Origin of the sequence: Coprococcus sp. OM06-34AC, assembly GCF_003462545.1 — a bacterium.
Classification (GTDB): domain Bacteria; phylum Bacillota; class Clostridia; order Lachnospirales; family Lachnospiraceae; genus Coprococcus; species Coprococcus aceti.
Map to the genome: position 1 here is coordinate 553,622 of NZ_QTZF01000001.1, position 21,885 is coordinate 575,506.

The following is a 21,885-nucleotide window of genomic DNA, read 5'->3' on the forward strand; positions in this document are numbered from 1 at the left end:
CAGACAGCACGATATATACTACAGCATTTTCTACATTATGGAGAATAATTATGAAACACCTCATCAACAAAGGACTCCTGCTGGTCTCAGCATTTGTCATGATATATGCGCATAATACTGCCACGGACACCCGGCTCATCATCGCACTTCTCCTGTCGCTCATTGCCGGTGCGGTCTATCCAGCACTTGCCGGGATCTCCGCAGTGGACAGAGCCACCACGAAGGGCGCCGAGAACCACAGCAGAATATATCCATACATATGCGAGGCACTGGTATGCGCGTATCTTGTATCCGCATTCTGGCTGCACCCAGTCTATATGTTCGTGTCCATAGTCAGCTACGACATGTACAGATACAGACAACGGCTGTCACCAGTCATACTTGTCCTGTTATCCATATACATGTGCGTCAACTATCCTCTGATGTCAGTTCTCCCGCAGATATGCCTCATCGCATTCTCATTTGCTATGAGCGTGTACTGCTGCCGGATAAATCTGCTGAGGGCGGAGCTTCATGCCATGAGGGACAATACTGCAGAACACGACATGCTGGTTGCACAGAATACACGCCAGTTGCTGGAAAATCAGGACAACATGGTGCTCACCGCCACCCTGTCAGAGCGAAACAGGATTGCCCGGGAGATTCATGACAATGTCGGTCATATGCTCACCAGATCCATACTTCAGACCGGTGCCATCAAAGTTATCAACAAAGACGAGCGTCTTGAGAAGCCCCTGGCACAGCTGCAATCTACGCTGGATACCGCCATGGACAGCATGAGAAAAAGTGTCCACGATCTACACGATGAATCCATAGACCTGCGCACCGCTCTAGATGATGTGATCAACAACGTCAGCGACATGGACATCTACATGGATTACGACATGTCAGATAAGCTTCCAAGAGAGATCAAATACTCATTCATCAACATAGTAAAGGAAGCCATTAACAATACGCTGAAGCACAGCAACGGCGACCATATGGATATCCGCGTGCGGGAACACCCGGCATTTTATCAACTGTATATAACAGACAATGGACAGAACATCCGCTCCGGTCTATCCCCGGCACAAGGAAGCGCTTCTGGCGGGATGGGCTTAAATGGTATCCTGGAAAGAGTAAACAAACTTGGAGGCACAATGAAGATATCAACCGACGACGGATTTTCCATATTGATCAATATCATGAAAAGAGATTTTACAGACTGAATTCCAAACAGATATGCAAAATATCCTGATTATAAATAGGAGGGAACCGACAAATGAATGTAGTTATAATAGATGACGACCAACTGGTGGCACTGTCACTTCAGACCATACTCGAAGCCTGCGACGACATACAGGTATCCGCCACAGGAGGCAGTGGAGCTGATGCGATCAGACTGTACGAAGAATATCAACCGGATGTTCTACTCATGGACATCCGCATGGAGAACATAAATGGCCTTGAGGCTTCTGAGAATATCATGGTCTCTCACCCGGATGCCCGCATTCTTCTCCTGACAACATTTTCAGATGACGAATATATAATCAAAGCACTGAGTATCGGGGCAAAGGGATATATACTGAAGCAGAATTTTGAGAGCATCGCACCGGCAGTAAAAGCAGTATACAATGGACAGACTGTATTCGGGGATGAGATAGTTGGAAAGCTCCCTGATCTTATTGGACATATGGACACTACCTCATCAGATGTCCAGCCATCGCCATTTGCCGGAATGGAATACGAACTCAGTTCCAAGGAAATGAATATTATCAGACTTGTTGCAGATGGTCTGAATAACAAAGAAATCGCATCAAGCCTGTATCTGAGCGAGGGTACAGTGAGAAACTATATCAGTTCCATCCTTGACAAGCTGCAGCTGAGAGACCGCACACAGCTGGCGTGCTTCTACTACAAAAAGCTAACCAATTGAGCAGCAGTCAATACAACACTAAAAAAGCAAGCCGCACGCCATCCTTGAATGACATGCGGCTTGCTTTTTCTGTCTTACTGTGTTGTACCTGGGTGAGGGGTACTCATATACACTACTACTGAAGTGAGGCATCCACACTTACATATTCTGTTGAAATATATCCGATCGAGCCATCGTATAACTGAACTCCTATCCAGCTCTCATCCTGTGATACAACGTCGAACATCTCTCCACTGTTCACTGTAGCTATGATATCTGATTCTGATGACTGCTCTGTATGGACATACACACCATCATATATCACTGATGCTGTTACGCCCGGAAGCACCTCTGAAGGGGTCTCTTCTGTTGTTGCTTCCTCTGTTGTCACTGCCTCGGTAGACGCTGAAGTCACAGACTGTATACTACCTGATGCATTGCTGGCAACTCTGGCCGTATCGTTGGCCGATACTGAACTTCCTGCAGGCACCACTGCGTCGATGGCAAGCTGCACACTGCTGTCTGCCATCATCACTGCCTGACTCTTGTTGATAGTCACACTATCATTCGCATATAATTCATCCGCAAGCGGGTCAGCCTTCTCTCCAAAACTTATGACAGCAAATACACAAAGAGCCATTACAACCACAAGTGCTGTCATCAAAATGTTATGTCTTAAATATTTATAACTGAGAACATTCCTTCTCATGTGATCTACAAATCTTCCAAACTTACTGCGTGATCTAGTCATTAATTTTTCCTCTTTTACCCTTAATCCAAGCTATTTTCTATGTAGTATTTCGTAATCTAAATTTTACAAAGTTACCGCATTTGTTACATTTCTGTTAAATATAATACACTACACATGTGCATGTGTCAACTGATTCTGACAAAAAAATACCAATTTCTAGTGGTTTTACACAACTGTTTGTAACGACATGTTGTGTTTTGTAACATTTAACTTTTCTGCTGAAAAAAGCGCATTTTCGTGGTATCATATGACATCATACAGTCAACAAAAGGAGTACATTATGAGACTTGATAAATTTCTAGTTGAAATGGGGATCGGCAGCCGCAGTCAGGTAAAGCAGTATGTGAAAAAAGGCACTGTCACAGTCAATGGTGCCCCAGTTAAATCCTCAGATGTAAAGATAGATGAGAACAACGATACTATAAAATATAATGGCAGGATTCTGAATTATTCCAGATACAGATATTTCCTCCTGAACAAACCTGCGGGGTGTGTAAGCGCCACCAAAGATAACGTGCATCAGACCGTTATCGATCTGCTAAAAGGAGAAAATACAAAAGACCTGTCACCCGTGGGACGGCTGGATATAGACACAGAAGGACTTCTACTTCTGACAAATGACGGAGCACTGACCCACCATCTTCTGTCTCCTGCACACCACATTCCCAAGACATATTACGCAGAGATTGACGGATATGTAACAGATGATACCATAAACCTTTTCGCCACAGGTGTGGATATCGGAGATGAAAAACCTACACTGCCCGCAGATCTGCGCATATTATCTTCCGACAGCACCGCTGCCAGATCGGAGATCGAACTCATAATAACAGAGGGACGTTTTCACCAGGTCAAGCGAATGTTTGAGGCCGTTGGCATGAAAGTTACTTTTCTGCGAAGAATTGCAATGGGTGAGCTGAAGATAGACGAATCGCTTCCAACAGGTGCCTACAGAAGTCTCTCGGAAGAAGAGGTCAGTCTTCTCCTGTTCTCTATTTTTATTTATGTTACTGACTTCTATTCTGTAATATATTTATCAAGGCCATCTGCTATTCCCTTGGCGATCTTGTTCTGATAATCGTCTGTTACAAGAAGTGCCTCCTCAGATGCTGTAGTCATATAGCCAACTTCCACTATGGTTACCGGAACTGTACTCCAGTTTATTCCGCTCATGGTATCCGTCTCCCATATTCCATCGCTCTTAGCTCCTGTGGAAGCCAGAAGTCCTGATAAAACATCCGTGGCAAGACTCTTGCACTGATCATAGATAGCTGAATTATATGGATTAGATGATGTCTGACATACTGTCATCACACCTGTCGCATTACCGTCTGTCGATCCATTTGTATGGATCTTTATAACTGCATCTGCCTTAAGGTTGTTCGCATATTCTGCTCTCGTCGCATTACTTATATCAACATCATTCGATGTTCTGATCATCTTAACTGTATAGCCTCTGGATGTGAGCTCTGCCTCAAGCTTCTGTGCGATCTGAAGATTCAGCTCATATTCCTTTATTCCTGTTGATACACCTGTGTTGCCAACGGTTGCCTTTACTTTTGTCTCTGTAGCAGCAGGGCCTATCGGCTCGGTCTCTTCATTTGCATTCTGCTGATGTCCGGCATCTATAACTATCATCTTGCCCTCACCAACATTGGATGTAGTTCCCTGTTCTGTGGATGCAGCCGATGAATTCTCTGTTGTCGCCTCAGTCGATGCATCAGACTTATCTCCTCCGCCTACGACCTCAAGGAGCTCTGAGAATATATAGTATTCCCCACCATCTATAGATACCTTGCTCCACTCATCGTTATAACCGATTCTGTCCAGCTCAACATCATTTGCAACTTCCTGATATATCTCTCCATCAGTTGATGGGCTCGTTCTGACATTCACATAGTCAAGAGTCTTTACTTTGTCATTACATATTGTAAAGCCATCCTTGTCCTTCTCCGGCTGTGCCTCAGTGGTTGCTTCCGTAGTCGCCACCGTCACTGCCTCTGTGGTCGCCTCTGTCTCCGTCGGATTGGCTGTGGTAGCATCGTCACCTTTGCTTCCGCATCCGGCAAATGCCAGCATAGAGGCAAGTCCAAAGCAGAGCACTGCATATTTTAAATGTTTCTTCTTCATGAGTATCCTCCGTAAGTGATTATTGAAGTTAAAAATACATCATCTTATTGTAACACAATCGTAATAACTGCACAAGTAAATTGCTCAAATACCTGATTTCAACATACTACATTCCAAATACGGCCCCGCACAGCTTCTCAAGCTGGGCATAATCCTCCGCACTTCCCAGCTCCACCGCTGAATGCATAGCCAGTATAGGTATTCCCATGTCCACAGCCCTGACCGGCAGATAAGATGAAGCTATAGGACCAAGAGTCTGTCCTCCTGCCATCCCCGATCTGTTCACCTGTCGCTGTATCTTTATATCATGTTTTCTCGACAGAGCCATGATAACCGCAGATGCCTCACTGTCAGACACATATCTCTGGCTCGCACTTGATTTGAGTGCCACTCCGCGCCCCATTACAATCTGATTTGTCGGATCACTTTTCTCTGAATAATTGGGATGGGTTGCGTGCGCCACATCAAGTGACAGCATAAATGCATCTCTCATAAGGCGTCTTCCTGCTCCATCCTCAATGTCCAATCCTTCCATGATTCGCTTTATTATCTCTGACAGAAGCACTGAATCTGCTCCCTGCTTCGATCTGCTTCCTATCTCCTCATTGTCAAACAATGCTATAACATTTGTATTATTGCCATTTGTCTCTCTGCACATGGTGTCAACAAGCGCTGACACGGAAGTTACATTGTCAAGTCTCGGAGAAGCTATCATATCCTTATCTGCCCCAACTATCTCCATTCCATCCATGTTATACAGATATAGATCATAATCAAGAATATCGTCCTTCAAAAGCCCAAGGTCATCTGCCACATACTGTAATATATCTTTGTCTTTCACCTTCTGACCATCCAGACCATATACAGGTATGAGCTCCTTCTGCACATTCATTTTCTCCCCGGGTGCATCCTTTCTCAGATGCGGTGCAAGGCTTGGCACTATGCACATGGCACGCTCTGAATCATACAGATACGTCTTCGGCCTGAACGGATCCGTGGTCTGCGCCATGACCTTGCCCGCGATTCCAAGCGGTCTGTCAAACCATGTCTCCTTGATAAGTCCGCCGTACGGCTCTACATTCAGTGTCTGGTAGCCGCTTCTGTTCATATCCGGCTGAGTCTTGATCTTGAGCATAGGAAAATCTGTATGTGCAAGGCCGATATTCAGCCTGCCGTACTCAGGCATCTCCCCTGCGGCAAACGCCACCATCATAGATGAGTATGGCTTCACATAATATCTTCCTCCGGCCGTGAGCTCCCAGCACTCCCCAATATCAAGTTCTCTGTAACCATGATCCTGCAGCACAGCTTCACATTCCCTCACAACATGAAACTGCGTAACGCCCGCGTCCAGCAGTCTGCATAATGTATCTATCATAATAAATTATCCTCCTTATAATGGTCGGTCGACAAACGCACACATCAGTATCCTTTCTTATGTGCTTCGTCTGCGTTCTTCACAAAGATTTTAGTACAAATCCTCAGCTTATACAATTCCCTTACTTCTTATTTTAGCTTAATATCCACATCTGATATTCAAGTTTTTTTATCGCAATGTGAATCTTCTCTTGCCCTGTCATTCAAAAGGCTGTATAATCGCCAATAGATACTTTAACGCTTTTATGCGTCAAACTGTTAAAGGAGAACGTAAAATGAATGATTTTTCAATAGGATTTATCGGTCTGGGACTTATCGGAGGATCTATTGCCAAATCCATCCACCGCATTTTCCCTGATTACAGAATAGTCGGCTTTGACAATAATCTATCTACACTCAAGGAAGCTGTCTCCGATGGGACACTGACTGAATATACAGATGATATCCATACCATAGCAGAATGTAACTATATCTTTCTGTGCGCACCGGTCCACTATAATATAGAATACCTGCGCCAGCTAGGGCCATTTCTTACAGACAGCACCATACTGACTGATGTCGGAAGCGTAAAGCTCGACATATACGAAGCAGTCCAGGAGCTTGGGCTTGCCAGGTATTTTGTCGGCGGACACCCTATGGTCGGCTCTGAGAGATCTGGCTATGGGGCGGCCACCGACAGGCTCATAGAGAATGCCTATTACTTCATCACACCTGCAGACGGAGTTCTGCCGGGCAAGACTGAGGAGTTCTCCACATTTATCGGAGATCTGGGCGCAATACCGATCACATACTCACCTGTTGAGCACGACCGTATAACCTCTTACATAAGTCATGTGCCCCACGTCATAGCCGCCTCACTGGTCAACCTTGTCGCAGCGGCAGACAGCCCAGACAATATATTTAAATCACTGGCAGCCGGTGGTTTCAAAGATATAACCAGGATCGCATCCTCCAATCCGGTGGTATGGGAGCACATTCTTCTGGCAAATCCTGACAATATCGTGAACGGTCTTCAGGAATATGTTGAGCTTATAGACAAAATGATTTATCATATTAAGCAGCGCGATGCGGCTGGGATAAATGCTTTTTTTGCATCCGCCAGAGATTACAGGGATTCCATTCCTAACAACAGCAGCGGTGTCATAAGAATGCATCATGAACTGTTCGTAGATATACCTGATGAGGCTGGTGCGCTGGCAAAGGTGACAGCTTTTATCGCAGAGGCAAAGATAAGCCTCAAGAACATCGGAGTCTCCCACAACCGGGAGGATGAGGAAGGGGTTCTCAGACTCTCATTCTACGATGCTGATGCAAGACGGAATGCACAGGATGTGCTGAAGGCCGCAGGCTATAGAATTTATAACCGTTAAGAGCCGGAGAATAAAATATTTTAACCAGACATATTACACTAGATTAAAGGAATACTGAGAATTTATGAAGATCAACAGAGTAAAATCACTTAACGGAGAGATAACAATACCGGGGGACAAATCCATCTCCCACCGTTCCATCATGTTCGGCTCAATCGCAGATGGAATAACCGAGGTACACGGATTTTTAAATGGAGCAGACTGTATATCATCCATGAACTGTTTCAGGCAGATGGGTATAGATATTGATTACGACGGCAGTGTCGTTACTGTACACGGCAAAGGACTGCATGGACTGTCAAAGCCTGAAGGCACACTTGATGTCGGCAACAGCGGAACAACCACCAGACTTATATCAGGTATACTTGCCGCTCAGCCATTTGCAAGCAGGCTTATAGGTGATGCTTCTATATGTAAGCGCCCTATGAAGAGAATCATGACGCCTCTCTCCATAATGGGTGCCGACATCACATCCGAACTCGGAAATGACTGTGCACCGCTCCTTATAAACGGAAAGGAACTCCATGGAATACACTACAACTCACCTGTCGCGTCAGCACAGGTAAAGTCATGTGTACTCCTTGCCGGACTCTATGCAGACGGCGAGACAAGTGTCACCGAGCCATATGTGTCAAGAAACCACACTGAACTCATGCTTGAGTCATTTGGCGGCAATATAAAAGCAGAGGGAACTACGGCTACCGTAAAGCCTGTGGATAATCTTGTTGGACAGAAGATACTTGTACCTGGAGATATATCATCAGCTGCTTACTTCCTTGTTGCAGGACTTATCACTCCGAACTCATGCATCACCATCAAAAATGTTGGCATCAACCCGACCAGAGATGGAATACTGGAAGTCATCAAAGCAATGGGCGGCGATATGGAATACTCCAATGTAGTGAGCGGATGCGGTGAGCCAACCGCTGACATAACAGTCAGGACATCAAGTCTCAAGGGCTGTGTCATTGAGGGTTCCATCATACCAAAGCTCATAGATGAGATCCCTGCCATAGCAGTTCTCGCATGCTTTGCAGACGGTGAGACCATCATCAGGGATGCCCAGGAGCTCAAGGTCAAGGAATCAAACAGAATAGATGTCATGGTAAACGCTCTCTCATCCATGGGCGCAGACATAACTGCAACCGATGACGGAATGATCATACGCGGCGGAAAGCCTCTTCACGGTGCAGTGATTGACAGTCACTTGGACCACAGAATCGCCATGAGCTTTGCCATCGCAGGACTTAACGCTGATGGCGATACAGAGATCACCGGAGCCGAGTGCGTGAACATCTCATATCCGGGATTCTATGATGATCTGGGTGGGCTGGAACGTTAAAGATATATAGATTATTTTTAGCACAAATAAAGGCGACACTACAGTCTGTGATGCTTTGCATCCTACCAGACAGCTGTGTCGCCTTTATTTGTGTTACTTTTTATCCTAATAATTTAATGATATCCTGCTCTGTCCAATATTCATTTTACCACAGTTCATGGACTATTCACAACAGCTTACTCCGTTGCCCTCTTAAACTCATCCGTTCCAGTATCTTCCCAGTTTGTCTTTCCACTGCTTATCACTTCTCCACTGGAAAATACATATGCATAGATATCTTTTATTTCGGCGCTACCATAATCATATGTTCCACCACCGCCTTTTTCAGTACGATACCTTACATACAATCCACACTTCCCATTCTCTGACTTGCCATCATATACAATGTATTCCACGGAATTATCACTTTCCGACAATATACATCTTGATGATGACTCCGAGGCGCCGTAATATACTTCGAATTTTCCAGCTGTGGCATCTGAATATTTCTCAAAGATCGCCTGATACCCGACTGTAATTTCCTTATTTTCTGGCTGATCATTTACATCAGGATCAACAGAGGAATCAGTGGAGCTCTCTGCATTCTCCCTGCTGTCACCCGAAGCTTTTTCCGTTATCGCAGAGTCTTGTTCGCTGTCTTTTTCTATATCCGTATCTTCTCTTCTATATCTGGTCGTGAGACGTCTACTGCTGGTCTGCCCATTAAAACGCATGGTCACAAGCTCGTCACGCTGTTCAGAGCCAGACACTACCACCTCCACACGATCAATATACCATGTCGTCTTTAGATCGCTTTCATCAAATCTTGCACCATCATTTGCCACTTCAAATGACCTATATGCAACCGTCTTCTCCTTGCCATTCAGCACCAGTCTTCCATGGGCAGCTCCAAATGGAAAATCCGGGTCACCAACAGAATAGATCACAAGCTTATAATCACCATCTGGAGACGTTGACACACTTATCTGCTCAGCTTCGTAACGCGTCTTATATCTAACATAACCTAATGGTAGCAACACCACCATTACCAATATGCAGGCTATGATAACAACATACTTTGGTATCTTATTCATGACTATTTCCTGCCTGTCTCCTCATACATTCCTATCTTCTTCATGTTATCCACTATATCTATGTAGTTTCCATCTATCGCATTTATATATACCCTCTGTATCGGCATGTCACATCGGTAATCCTCATTATATTCATTCTGAGAAAATATCCATGTCGGAACAAAATACTTATTTCCCGACTCATCAGCACATGGTACATAGGCAAGTTCCACATCATTAAATTCCACCGTTCCATAATTTGTCGGGTGATCCTTATAATATTTGGCTATACTCTCGCCCGCAGCTTTAATCATCTCATCCCAGCTTAAAAGCTTGACCTCCTCTTTATCAAACGTATCCTCGTCGGCATATACATACACTGTAGATGAGACAACCCCAAACTTATCAACACTTATTACCGCCTTGTCAACTCCACCTTTATAGGTAAGGTTATCGGTATCAATACTATCCACGGTGTCGATATCTGTTGAGTATACCACATCTATCCCATCTATCTTCCGTCCGAACTGGAATCTGTATCCATCAGGCTTTTTTATGACATCTTCACCATAAGTACCGCCTGTCCAGGCTCTCACCGCCTCTTCTGTCCCTGTGCAGGCAAATCCGCTTATCCCCAGATTGTCTAGTAACTTCATTGCAGAACTGAGTCCTTCATCTTCTGTGATTGGGTTCTTCTCATCCCCATCATATATGTCTTCACCGACAACATTGATCTCATACGTACTTTCAGTTCCTGGAACCTCTGATACAAGAGCCTTATCCTCACCCTCAGGTGTCATACCATATGTAAAATAGTAATTGTTATATCCACCTCCATCTTCATTATCCGATGCCGCCATAAATATTCTCTGTACCCCACCGGATTCCGCAACATAATGCTCATTAATCTTATATTCTGTAGCTATTGGTAACTCATCATCAATGCTATTTCTCTCGTCTACCCATCTTTTCATACCTTCCTCTAAAAGCTCTGCATAACCAGGATCATCACTCGCCAAAGCCTTTTCTATGTCCGCCTTATATGAAGCTATCGTGTTATCCAGGATTTCCTTTGACTCAGCAGCATCGCCATCCTGCCACCTTATTTCTGATGTCTCGTCAAAAAGTCTGGATATTATAGTTTTAAGTTCATCATCTGAACATGGTGCATTTACCATGTCAAACCCGACTTTATATACTCTATCAGCATCTGGAACCTCTATATCATCATCCTTCAATGTTATCGATGAGAGTTTTGATTCTCCTATGTCAAAAGTAACATCGCAGTTATCGGGTATATCCAGCTGTCCCTCAAGACCTCCTGCATTACCTGTATCATCACTTCCCCCATTCATTCCATAATCAACTTTTTTATTTCCACACGCAGCAAGACTTAATGCCATAACAGAAATAAGTGCTGCACATATTATTTTTTTCTTGTCCATCGTACACCTCCGTTTTATTTTACAGAAATACCTAACATCTTTACCGGGTAACATTTGACAGATATATGACCGTATGGAATCTTTGATCATCCTCTGAATAATATGTATCAACACTTCCACCATACTTTTCCGCTACCCTTTTCATACTCTTTATTCCAAATCCATGGAATTTTTGATCCGGCTTACCGGACTTTCGTGAATCATATCTGTGCGTACAATCATTTGTCATTGCTATGATCGTTCCACCATCGTTCCCCTGTGAATTCATTCTAAGTTCCACACTGGCACTGCCTATTTCACTCATTGCCTCACTGGCATTGTCCAGCATATTACACAGAAGGACAGTTAAGTCATCTACCTGCATGTAATCCATACGTGCCCTTCTCACATCAAAATCATAATGAATCCCCGCATCAATGAACCTGCTGGCATATCTATTAAGAATAACATTTACCATATGATCATCCGAAAACCTTATAGTCTCTTTCAACTCGTTGGATTCATATATCCTTTCAATATATTCGACTGCCTTATCGTAATCATGATGTTCGAGCAGATCATGTATCCCGCTGATATGCTTTTTTATGTCATGTATCATTATTTTCTGCTCTTCGTCCTGACTGATAATTTTTTTATAATACTCAATGTCATATTTTTCTCTCTGGATCTGCAATGTTTTATCCAGATTCTCCTTGTAGACTCTCTGCAAATATCCGTAGATCACAAATGAAATAATAATTATCACCAGACAGATTATTGAACAATACAACATTATGGATTCCTGCATTTTGCTGATGTCAGAAAAGTAACACATGTAATTGAGCAGACACACAACAACTATCACACACACTGGTATGACAAGAATTACCCAGCCCTGTGCTCCCATATGTACATCAACCCTGTGTCTCATCCCGTATCGGCTGATTGCAAACATCACAAGGAAATACACAAACTTGCTTAATATTGCTAGAAATAATACAGTCAAAACACCACCAGATGGATCCCAGGATTTTTGACTAATTCCAGAAAATACCGCCACAACCACCATCTCTGACAATGTCATAATTACTGACATTGCCACACTGTGAAAAACTGAGCTTAAAGTTTTTTGTCCATATACGAATTTTATTATTATCCAGTTGAATACTGGAAATGAAATAAAATTAAATATCAATATATTTAGTTCAAACAAACCAAATAAAACAACATAACACGCCAACACCAAAACAAATCTCTTTATCACCGTATATCTTGGTTTTACAAACATCCACTCGAAGTATTGAAATGCTATCAACGCTTCTATCAGAAAAACGATTCCATAAATCATAGCCATTGTCATGTCCTTGCCCCCTCCAAATACATCATAAATGCATGCTTAAAATTTTGATAATTGCGTTTCGTTAGATAGGCTGTTACCCCAGTATCCAGATACACCAATGAATGATCAAACCTTACTACATGTTCCATATTCACAATAAAACTTCTGTGTGTTCTAAAAAACCCCCTTGTATTCAATGTCTTCTCCCAGTAATCCATCTTTCTCACAGAGATGTATTTTCCCTCACTGGTGTTCACAAATAGCGTATGTCCCTGTGCCTCCAGGTAAATAATCTCCGGAGCTCTGAGGATTATATTTTCATTCTTTGTCTCAATCAATATCTTAGTATTTGATGTTGTGTATATCTTAAGTCCATCCTGTATATTTCGGTATATACGAGATTTGTCAAGCGGCTTTGAAATATACCTGAACACCCTCAAGCTCATAGCAGCATCAAGATAGCTGTCGTATGCCGTTATTATATATATCAGACACTCCTCATTCTGCGCCAATAGCCGTCTGCCTATATTTATCCCATTCATTCCCGGAATTACTATATCCAAGAATACAAAATCATATTTCACTTCGCTTTTTATCAGATTCTCGCCATTGTCAAACTCATATATATTAGGTTCTTCCAAATGATTGGAAACAAAATATTCCTTTATCCATTCACTCAGCTGTTCAGTTACAAATATATCATCATCGCATACCGCTATATTAAGCTTACTTCTTTGGTCCATATGCTCACCCCATTATTATTATACACTTTGTTATATTACCTCTTCAATGCTGAATGCACGAAACGACATTATAGTGCCGATTTTGGACAAAAAAAGGCTTTCCGGTTACGAATAAACCGAAAAGCCTTTTTGCAAACATATTCAATTACAGATTCCAAGGATGATCCAGAGCACTGCTATCATACATCCGACTAAACATCAAGAGGATACTTTCTAAACGCTTTCTAAACAATCTTATTAATCAAAATGTGACATACTCTTCTGCATCTCCACAATCAAAAGAATACTGTGAAATATCTCCTAATTCTACTGAGGTAACTGGAAATATCGTCACATTATCCAATGTACTTTCAAATTCTTCTGTTGTCAAATAACTCATTTATTTTCAATCCGCTTTCTTGCCTCAAGCATCTTTTTCTTCTTATCAATGGATTCTGATGAAGGAGTTCTTAATACCTGTTTAAAAATTAATTATTATTCTGCGAACAATTGGCCGCATCAATGGCAATCACAAGCATAAGTGCCATGATCTCATCACCCGGATCTGAGATATCAAGTGTGTATGTATCTCCCCAGCTGAGAAGCTGCTTTGCTATATTTGCCACCAGCCTGCTTCCAGCTGTGACACTATAATTCCACGAAAGGAAATCTCCATCACACTGCCATCCACCATACTCAATACTGTACGATGGCTTGAAGAATGTAAATTCCTTCCTGATACTTCCACACGGTCTGCCACCCACACTGATGTCAAATGTAGGCAGGAATGTGAATAATCTCTGACTGATAAGACCTATCTCATTTCCCGCAATGTCATATACGTGAACCTGATGCGTCAGCCGGAACGCCTCCGACTTCACAAAATATTTTTTGTTTCCCCATTCATCATATATATCGTAGGTATCTGTCCAGGCAAATACCCGTTGTTTTATCATAAGTCTCATGAAACCACTCCTTATATCATATGTCGACGTGCATAAGCGCTATGACATGCGCACGCCTACTCAACTTGCGCTCATTATATGACATACCCCGGCACCACCAGCTTCACCACGTAAGACACCACAAATATCCCAAGCCACACATACACATACCACAGCCGGAATCTCACAAGCGGTGCCCTGCCATTCGTGGCAAGCCTGATCGTATTGCCTACCAGATAAATGATACAGATGCACGCCAGATACACAGTCGCCACATGGTAATACAAAGCCGTCAGCAGATGTCCGTGGAGCATGGCGAGTACAGCCCTTGTCGTACCGCATGCAGGACATATCACTCCTGTAAACCGGCGTATCTGGCACCCCTCAAGCCATGAGGTATCCGGCAGGACACGAAGGAGCAGTATATATACCGCCGTGCCAATAAGCAGTGTTATGAGCACTGCTATCTCCGCAATATATAACTGCCCCTCTGTATGTCCTAGAAGTTCAAATAATCTATATATTTTTCCGCTATGTCTTCCTGCGTTCTTATGTTCCATAGAATATCCTTTGTCTCTATTGAATGATTTCCGCCCTCGTATTTATACAGAGGGATGTTCTTAGCCTCACAAAGTCTTGTCAGCTCACCCGTATTCACTAGTGGATCCGCCGTTCCGTGAAAAGCTATGCCATTTGAATTGGCATATTGCATGGTAATCTCAAGTGGTGTGAAATATATATTTCTTACTTTAAGTCCTTTCTCCGCCACATATCTTGCAGATATAGCCGTACCTATACTCTTTGATAGAAATACTATATCCTCAGCATCCGAGAAATCCACATTCTTCAGACAATCTACCGCTTTATTCCAGCCATCATCAAATACCTTCTGTATCTCCTCCGGGAGATGTCCCGAAAGCTTGCCGTATGTCACATCAACAATATCATATCCATGTGCTATCATATATTTTTTACTGTAGTAAAGTAACGGTTTATCAGTGTGATATCCGATTCCCGGGAATACCACGCATATCTTCTTTCCCATTGATAGTCTCCTCTTATGCTACTTTATCAGCATAGCATCGCCAAATGAGAAGAATCTGTACTTCTCCTCAACCGCCACCTTGTACGCCTCAAGTATATGCTCTCTGTCGTAGAGCGCAGAAACAAGCATAAGAAGCGTTGACTCAGGCAGATGGAAATTCGTGATGAGCGCGTCAATAACCTTGAACTTGTATCCCGGATAGATGAAAATATCCGTCCATTTGCTGCCTGCATGAACTGTTCCATCGTCGTCCGACATGGACTCAAGAGTTCTGGTACTTGTCGTTCCTACGGACACAACTCTTCCGCCTGCAGCCTTTGTCTCGTTGATCATATCAGCAGCATCCTGCTCTATGATACAGAACTCTGAATGCATGTGATGATCCAGAATATTCTCCTCCTTAACAGGTCTGAAGGTTCCGAGTCCGACATGGAGTGTCACATGCGCTATCTTGATTCCCTTTGCCTTGATCTGATCAAGCAGCTCTGTTGTAAAGTGAAGTCCTGCTGTCGGCGCTGCTGCTGATCCGTCGTGCTCTGCGTACACAGTCTGATATCTGTTCTTGTCCTCAAGCTTATGTGTGATATATGGTGGGAGCGGCATCTGTCCCAGTTCGTCAAGGATCTCCTCGAATATTCCATCGAACTCAAATCTGATGAGTCTGTTGCCCTCCTCGACTATACCAACAACCTCTCCCACAAGTTTGCCCTTTATAAGTCCTGTCTCAGGGTCAGGTTCATTTGACTCCGAGCCAAATACTATACGAGCACCTACCTTGCACTTTTTGCCCGGCTTTACCAGCGTCTCCCAGGTGCGGTCATCCTTGCGCTTTAACAGTAGTACCTCTATTGATGCTCCCGTATCCTCCTTGACGCCCATGAGTCTCGCCGGAAGGACCCTTGTATCGTTGATGACCAGACAGTCGCCCGGATTCAGGTAGTCTATCACATCATAAAAGTGCTTGTGCTCTATCGTATTGTCTTTCCTGTCCAGAACCATGAGACGGGACTCACTTCTCTTAAGAAGTGGATCCTGCGCTATAAGCTCCTGTGGCAGATCATAGTAAAAATCTGTTAATTTCATCATATCGTAATTCCTCGCATCTTCTAATCTATCATGTTCTGAGAAACACAAAACGTGTTTTCAAATTTATACAGCCGCTTTGCTTCTTGTGTGATCATATTCTCTGATACCTTGTCCGCACAAAAATAACTGTCTGGCATCAGATACAATATATCCGTTGCCAAACAGTTACATATTATACTACTATCACAAATATTTCAAGGACAGCAAACAACGCTTTCCATCTCTATTTTTTTCTGTAAAATAAAATTACCAGCCCCACTCCATTCAATACAATGCCTACAACCAACGCTCCAATTCCAATCCCTCTCCACATACATGCGTTCATCAGATATATTCCACCTATCATAAACATCACACCTATCATGATAGGTATAAATCCTGCCACCCTGAGCTTCGGCGTGTTCTCATCAGGCTTTCTCGTTGCAAGAAAACACGCAAGGGCAATCCCCATGAATACCCACGGAAGCGCCGCCGCAAGAAAATCCAACACCGCATTTCCCGTCATGATACTTGCAAATATGACAACGACAGCCACTATGATAGCCACTATGCCCACAGCGATAAGCCTACTGTTGGACCTTACGATATTTGTGTCCTTCTCTATCTTTTTCATCATATCCTGATCTCCTTTCAACAGTTCATCCAGACTGATATGATAGAGATCACTCATTTTGATCACGCTGGCAATATCTGGCATAGTCTTTCCCGTTTCCCTTAATTAAAGATATTATTGGGTAAAAAAGAAAGGTCAGTCAATTTTGCCGATGAAGCGGTAGTAGATTTCTACTTCCTGCTCACGGCTTCCGTCCTCGCCCTTGACAGCTTCGTGGACGGTTATTTTTTCAATTAGAGTGTTCAGAAGTTCTGCGGTCAGCTCCACAGGGTTGACATACTGTTTCATTAGGGCAATCCACTTTTCAGCATCCGCTGCGGTCTGTACGGCGGCTTCCATCGTTTCGTGAAGCTGTCTTATTTTTGTTTCAAGCTCCTTTTGCTCGTTCTGGTACTTCTCGGACAGCATATTGAAGTTATACTCGGTTATGCGTCCGGCAGACCAGTCCTCATACATTTTAGCAAACAGCCCGTCAACCTCGGCTTTACGCTTCTCTGCCTTTTTCAGCTCCGCAGCCTGCTTTTTCTTCGCAGAGTTTCTTTCCCTGTCGCTGGCATTGAGCAGGCGTTTCAGCAGCTTGTCCTCGTCTTTCTGTGCCAGCATAGACCAGTATTGCAGTCTTGCAAGCACATAGGCATACAGTACATCATAGCGGATATAGTGCATGGAACACTGGCGTAATCCCTGTCCGTTCTTGCTGCAATGGTAGTACCCGTATGGGTTCTTATTCTGCTTGTTTTCCCCATAGGCTAAAGACCATCCGCAGACAGTCTGTGTGTCAGTGCTTCTATAAAACCCGATGAAAATGGAAAACCGCAGAGCGGATTTCTCTTTGCGGCGGGTACACAGGGGATAGCCGCTTTAGCGGCGCAAGGGGGTGTAGCCACCTTGTCGGAGCGAAGCGAACGCAGACCTCGGACTGCTGATTTTATCAGCGGCAGAGGTAAGCTCCGCAGGACGCACGATACATGGTCTTTAGACTATGTATAGAAGTGCGCCCTTAGTTCCTAAGGGATTTTGCCGTTTCCGGCAGTCTTGTCCTTTTTCTTGGAACGCTTGGAAAGATACTTCAGGCAGTCACCACAACCGCCCGGAAGCTCTGTTTACATTCGTGCTGGCATTTCCGGCACAGTTCGTTGTAAGTGATACGGCTGCGGTCATTTAAGAAGAAAGACCATTCCAACCGCCGCTTGTTGCTCATTCTTGCCATAACCGGCTCCTTTCTCCGTTTCTATCTGATGTACGCAGATAGGCTGTTTTGGTGTAGCGTTTCGGTATCATTTTTAAGGTTTTTTCCCTCTGTATGCCCCTTTGGAAAGTGCGGCAGTATTGCAGTCAGGGGATAATACCTCACGCTTATTTGTCGCTTATTTGTCGCTTCTCAGTACGTTTTCGGAGCCTTTTGCCATCCATTCAAAGAAAGCAATTTTGCTGACCTTGATAAGCCTGCCCCTGCGGAACGCCGGAAAGCTGGGTGTGTGTACCAGCTCATAGGCGCTCGCTCTTGAAATTCCCATAATCCGCTGAATGTCCGCCACATCCAGAACCAGCGGTAAATCCTCGTAGCTGTTCAATCTCTTTTTATCGTTCATTCTGTTCCTCCCATAAATCAAATAGGTTAAAATGCTTCCTGTTGCCGTTCTCCCCCCAAAGCCGTTTTCCTGCCCCATTCCTGCGGTGTTTCCCTGCATTAGTGCGCTGGATGCGTCACTTCTCCTGCCGGTCATATCCCTTTTGGACGGTCATTCACTTGTCAAGGTACTGTGTGGTACGAAATTACCAACTGCAATCATCATAGCGGACTATTCTTGACAAAACAATGCTTCTGCGATACCATGAGTGTAATTAATATAACTAAATTATATAATTACCATAAACAAAGGCAGGGGATAGGGATGGAGAATCAGTTTATACGGCATGAGCCATGTTTTGAGAGGATTTTGTTTGTCCTGACGCTGGACAGGAAGAAAATGAAAGAACGGATTTTGATTGGGGAAGAACAGCAGATCCGCTTCCGGCTGAACGGGAGCCAAAACGCAGAGGTGCTTTGTGATATGACACGCCCGCTGGGAACTTTTTTGATAAACTTTGAGCGTGACACGGACAGAGACTGGAACTTATGCGGGCTTTCTCCGTTGCGGCAAGCCCTCCACTCCAACCGATGGAAACAGCCGGAGCTGGAGCAGGCGGCAAGCGAATTTCTCTGGGGAAAATATCTTAGCAATGACCCTCTGGAAATGTATGTGGCGTTCCGTATCTGGAACAGCTATCTGCTTGCCAGAGAACCCCGTGACCGTAACGCTGCCTGTGACCGCTTCATGGATAAAATGAGCAGCCTGACCGGGGTATTCCATAACGAAGACATGAGCTTTGACAGGGAGACAGGAAAACCGAAACATTTTCAAGCTGGCAGCCTTTATTTCAAAGGCGCACCGTCAGAAGATACCCGGCTTGACCTCTGGTTCCCGGACAACCGGCGCACAGAAGAATGTGTGTCTGCCTATGCGTCCCTCTACCCGTTGATTACCTATTATCTGAACAGGCTGAATGACTGGGGGCTTTGCTTCCGGCGGTGCAAGGTCTGTGGAAAATATTTTCTGGCAAAGAGCCAGCGGTATGAGCTGTGCAGCGATAAGTGCCGAAAAGCACAGGCGCTTCAAAACAAGCGGGAATTTGACGAGAGGGCAAGAGAAAATGCCTATGACCTGCTTTATAAAAATGAATGCCAGAACTGGCGCAACAAAATAAACCGGGTAAAAAATACCGCAGGCTTTCCGGCTGACCGTCTGGAAAAAATACAGGCTGCCTTTTCTGACTTTAAGAAAGAAGCCTTACAGAGAAAAAAGGCTGTAAAAACAGGAACAGCCAGCCCGAAAGAATTTACGGACTGGCTGTATCAGCAGAGTAATGTAATTGTGAAGCTGACTGAATACTAAATTTTTTCTCGTTGTGAGGTTTCTGTGACATTTTGCTGATACTATAAAAAGAAAAAGGATGTGATACTATGCGAATACTGGTTGTTGAAGATGACCAGCTTTTGAATAAGACATTAAGCTATAATCTGTCGGCTGTCGGATATTCCGTGGATGGGGCTATGTCAAAGGCTGTTGCCATAAGATTTCTTGAAAAACAGGATTATGATTTAATCGTTTTGGATGTCAATCTGCCGGATGGGAACGGATTTGATATATGCCGCGAGGTAAAAGAACGCCGTCCCGATATCGCCGTGATTTTTCTAACCGCAAATGATATGGAAAGCGATATGCTGAAAGGATTTGAATTGGGTGCAGATGATTATGTAACAAAGCCCTTTCCTATCAGCGTGTTCCAAAAGAAAGTATCTGCTTTACTGAACCGCATTTCAGTACAATCCGGCGGCGATTTCTACGATGACGGGAATTTGTATATCCATTTTTCCGAATTATCAGCGTGTCTCGCAGGACAGCCGATTACCCTTACATCGTTGGAATATCGTTTATTAAAAGTGCTAACAAGAAACTCACAAACTGTCCTAACACGTCAGGTATTGCTTGAAAAGCTGTGGGATGTAGATGAAAATTATGTGGATGAACACGCACTTACCACAACGATCAGCCGCATCCGCAGTAAAATTGAAACGAACCAGCATTCCTACATCAAAACCGTTTATGGTATGGGCTATATGTGGATTGGAGGAGCGCAAAAATGATTTCCAAAAAACTCTCCTTAAATAAAGTCTGCATAATACTGGCAACTACCATTTTACTTTTATCCGTGGTCATGTTTTCAGTTCTATATATCCTGACAAAAGAAATGTCTGTGGTATTTTGCAGCATGGCGTTTTGTCTGCTTTTTCTACTTTGTGTTACTGCTTTTGTGATACTGATACGGCGAAAGCTGACTTTGTTTTCTGAAATACTTTGCTGCACCTTAGACGAAATGATGAATGGAAAAATAGATATATCACAGGTTGCCGAAGAAGAAAACCTATTTTATAAAATCAATCATCGGCTGGTGCGCCTTTATGAGGTTATGCAGGAAAGCAAAAACAGCGTTGCCAGTGAACGAGCTGACTTACAGGAATTGATTTCCGATATTTCTCATCAGGTAAAGACACCAATATCAAACTTAAAAATGATAAATGCCACCTTATTAGAACAAGAAGTGCCACAGGATAAACAGCGGGAATTTCTACTTGCCAGTGGCACACAGCTTGATAAACTGGATTTCTTAATGCAGGCTATGATAAAAACTTCCCGACTTGAAACTGGCGTTATCTCACTTGAAAAGAAACAGCAGCCCATCTATGATACTCTTGCTATGGCGCTGGGCAGTATTTTTATGAACGCTGAAAGAAAGCACATACAAGTTGAAGTAAACTGCCCGGAAACATTGGTTGTTTCCCATGACCGCAAATGGACAGCAGAAGCCTTATTTAACATATTGGATAATGCAGTTAAGTACACGCCGGAGTACGGTTCTATCCGTGTTTGCGTTGAAAGCTGGGAAATGCACCTGAAAGTCAGCATTACCGATACCGGCAAAGGTATTCCCGAAAACCAGCAGGGAGCAATTTTTAGGCGCTTTTATCGGGAAGAAGATGTCCACGATATAGAGGGAATCGGCATTGGGCTGTATCTCGCAAGGGAAATTATTAGCTTGCAGAACGGTTATATACAAGTAACTTCCCAAGTAGGAACAGGCTCAACATTCTCCGTTTTTCTTCCCCATGAATAACCTGTTTTTTGAAATATCACAGGATTGTGACATTTCAGGGCGATTTATTATGTCGGCTGTGACATTTCTGTGAGGTTTGG

Annotated in this window: 21 protein-coding genes and 2 pseudogenes; 8 read left to right on the forward strand and 15 right to left on the reverse strand. The window is 43.7% G+C overall.

What is annotated here, in order from left to right; translation table 11 throughout:
- Nucleotides 1-50: 50 nt before the first annotated feature.
- Together DXB91_RS02425 and DXB91_RS02430 are read left to right on the forward strand one after the other, a co-directional pair.
- Nucleotides 51-1,208 (forward strand): sensor histidine kinase, encoded by a 1,158-nt coding sequence (locus DXB91_RS02425; protein ID WP_118016721.1) that lies wholly within the window; start codon nucleotides 51-53, stop codon nucleotides 1,206-1,208.
- Nucleotides 1,209-1,261: 53 nt separating this feature from the next.
- Nucleotides 1,262-1,915, forward strand: a complete 654-nt coding sequence (locus tag DXB91_RS02430) for a response regulator transcription factor (RefSeq protein ID WP_118016722.1) — start codon at nucleotides 1,262-1,264, stop codon at nucleotides 1,913-1,915.
- A gap of 115 nt (nucleotides 1,916-2,030) precedes the next feature.
- Here the strand turns inward: DXB91_RS02430 and DXB91_RS02435 are convergent, their stop codons facing one another.
- Nucleotides 2,031-2,645, reverse strand: coding sequence for an SH3 domain-containing protein (locus tag DXB91_RS02435; protein WP_015533206.1), 615 nt, complete (start codon nucleotides 2,643-2,645; stop codon nucleotides 2,031-2,033).
- Between the two features lie 280 nt (nucleotides 2,646-2,925).
- Between DXB91_RS02435 and DXB91_RS02440 the strand changes: the two genes are divergently transcribed.
- On the forward strand, nucleotides 2,926-3,720 hold the full coding sequence (locus DXB91_RS02440) for a pseudouridine synthase (RefSeq protein ID WP_118016723.1): 795 nt from the start codon (nucleotides 2,926-2,928) through the stop codon (nucleotides 3,718-3,720).
- On the opposite strand, the gene DXB91_RS02445 is transcribed toward DXB91_RS02440, so the two are convergent.
- The gene (locus tag DXB91_RS02445; protein ID WP_055223783.1) at nucleotides 3,663-4,775 is read right to left on the reverse strand and encodes an N-acetylmuramoyl-L-alanine amidase family protein; all 1,113 of its coding nucleotides are present in this window, start codon (nucleotides 4,773-4,775) and stop codon (nucleotides 3,663-3,665) included. The genes DXB91_RS02440 and DXB91_RS02445 overlap by 58 nt on opposite strands.
- A 106-nt stretch (nucleotides 4,776-4,881) precedes the next feature.
- Nucleotides 4,882-6,153 (reverse strand): M18 family aminopeptidase, encoded by a 1,272-nt coding sequence (locus tag DXB91_RS02450; protein WP_118016724.1) that lies wholly within the window; start codon nucleotides 6,151-6,153, stop codon nucleotides 4,882-4,884.
- Between the two features lie 274 nt (nucleotides 6,154-6,427).
- On the opposite strand from DXB91_RS02450, the gene DXB91_RS02455 reads away from it, so the two are divergent.
- Both DXB91_RS02455 and aroA read left to right on the forward strand, forming a co-directional pair.
- Complete coding sequence (locus DXB91_RS02455; protein ID WP_243003492.1) at nucleotides 6,428-7,522, forward strand: prephenate dehydrogenase; 1,095 nt, start codon at nucleotides 6,428-6,430, stop codon at nucleotides 7,520-7,522.
- A gap of 64 nt (nucleotides 7,523-7,586) precedes the next feature.
- Nucleotides 7,587-8,864 (forward strand): 3-phosphoshikimate 1-carboxyvinyltransferase, encoded by a 1,278-nt coding sequence (gene aroA / locus DXB91_RS02460; RefSeq protein ID WP_117874651.1) that lies wholly within the window; start codon nucleotides 7,587-7,589, stop codon nucleotides 8,862-8,864.
- A gap of 176 nt (nucleotides 8,865-9,040) precedes the next feature.
- Here aroA and DXB91_RS02465 read toward each other — a convergent pair whose 3' ends face one another.
- The 12 genes and pseudogenes from DXB91_RS02465 to DXB91_RS02520 form a co-directional block, all read right to left on the reverse strand.
- Nucleotides 9,041-9,937, reverse strand: a complete 897-nt coding sequence (locus tag DXB91_RS02465; RefSeq protein ID WP_117874649.1) for a hypothetical protein — start codon at nucleotides 9,935-9,937, stop codon at nucleotides 9,041-9,043.
- Nucleotides 9,938-9,939: 2 nt separating this feature from the next.
- A complete protein-coding gene (locus tag DXB91_RS02470; protein ID WP_117874647.1) occupies nucleotides 9,940-11,361 on the reverse strand; it encodes a hypothetical protein in 1,422 nt (473 codons plus the stop codon).
- Between the two features lie 40 nt (nucleotides 11,362-11,401).
- Entirely contained in the window at nucleotides 11,402-12,271 is an 870-nt protein-coding gene (locus DXB91_RS02475) for a GHKL domain-containing protein (protein ID WP_158564575.1), read from the reverse strand.
- Between the two features lie 425 nt (nucleotides 12,272-12,696).
- A complete protein-coding gene (locus DXB91_RS02480) occupies nucleotides 12,697-13,422 on the reverse strand; it encodes a LytR/AlgR family response regulator transcription factor (protein WP_117874645.1) in 726 nt (241 codons plus the stop codon).
- Between the two features lie 467 nt (nucleotides 13,423-13,889).
- Nucleotides 13,890-14,381 (reverse strand): LURP-one-related/scramblase family protein, encoded by a 492-nt coding sequence (locus DXB91_RS02485; protein ID WP_278315667.1) that lies wholly within the window; start codon nucleotides 14,379-14,381, stop codon nucleotides 13,890-13,892.
- Nucleotides 14,382-14,440: 59 nt separating this feature from the next.
- A complete protein-coding gene (locus tag DXB91_RS02490; RefSeq protein ID WP_022215824.1) occupies nucleotides 14,441-14,905 on the reverse strand; it encodes a DUF2752 domain-containing protein in 465 nt (154 codons plus the stop codon).
- Nucleotides 14,845-15,390, reverse strand: a complete 546-nt coding sequence (locus DXB91_RS02495) for an alpha/beta hydrolase (RefSeq protein WP_055279827.1) — start codon at nucleotides 15,388-15,390, stop codon at nucleotides 14,845-14,847. Before DXB91_RS02495 ends, DXB91_RS02490 begins: the two co-directional genes overlap by 61 nt.
- 18 nt (nucleotides 15,391-15,408) lie before the next feature.
- A complete protein-coding gene (gene queA / locus DXB91_RS02500) occupies nucleotides 15,409-16,473 on the reverse strand; it encodes a tRNA preQ1(34) S-adenosylmethionine ribosyltransferase-isomerase QueA (RefSeq protein WP_044997699.1) in 1,065 nt (354 codons plus the stop codon).
- 226 nt (nucleotides 16,474-16,699) lie between these two features.
- A complete protein-coding gene (locus DXB91_RS02505; RefSeq protein ID WP_055272543.1) occupies nucleotides 16,700-17,092 on the reverse strand; it encodes a hypothetical protein in 393 nt (130 codons plus the stop codon).
- 132 nt (nucleotides 17,093-17,224) lie between these two features.
- Nucleotides 17,225-17,854 (reverse strand): annotated as a pseudogene (locus DXB91_RS02510) (DUF4368 domain-containing protein); the annotation flags it as partial.
- Nucleotides 17,855-18,096: 242 nt separating this feature from the next.
- Nucleotides 18,097-18,299, reverse strand: a pseudogene (locus DXB91_RS14600) (hypothetical protein).
- A 157-nt stretch (nucleotides 18,300-18,456) separates the two neighbouring features.
- Nucleotides 18,457-18,681 carry a helix-turn-helix domain-containing protein gene (locus tag DXB91_RS02520; protein WP_118016726.1) on the reverse strand — a complete coding sequence of 75 codons (225 nt, stop codon included), beginning with the start codon at nucleotides 18,679-18,681 and terminating at the stop codon, nucleotides 18,457-18,459.
- 303 nt (nucleotides 18,682-18,984) lie between these two features.
- Here DXB91_RS02520 and DXB91_RS02525 point away from each other — a divergent pair, with 303 nt between their 5' ends.
- From DXB91_RS02525 to DXB91_RS02535, 3 genes are all read left to right on the forward strand, one after another.
- Nucleotides 18,985-20,025: a DUF6076 domain-containing protein gene (locus DXB91_RS02525; protein ID WP_118016727.1), complete on the forward strand. Its 1,041-nt coding sequence runs from the start codon at nucleotides 18,985-18,987 to the stop codon at nucleotides 20,023-20,025.
- 68 nt (nucleotides 20,026-20,093) lie between these two features.
- Entirely contained in the window at nucleotides 20,094-20,777 is a 684-nt protein-coding gene (locus DXB91_RS02530) for a response regulator transcription factor (RefSeq protein ID WP_055279825.1), read from the forward strand.
- Nucleotides 20,774-21,805, forward strand: a complete 1,032-nt coding sequence (locus tag DXB91_RS02535; protein ID WP_055279824.1) for a sensor histidine kinase — start codon at nucleotides 20,774-20,776, stop codon at nucleotides 21,803-21,805. Before DXB91_RS02530 ends, DXB91_RS02535 begins: the two co-directional genes overlap by 4 nt.
- The last annotated feature ends 80 nt before the right edge of the window (nucleotides 21,806-21,885 follow it).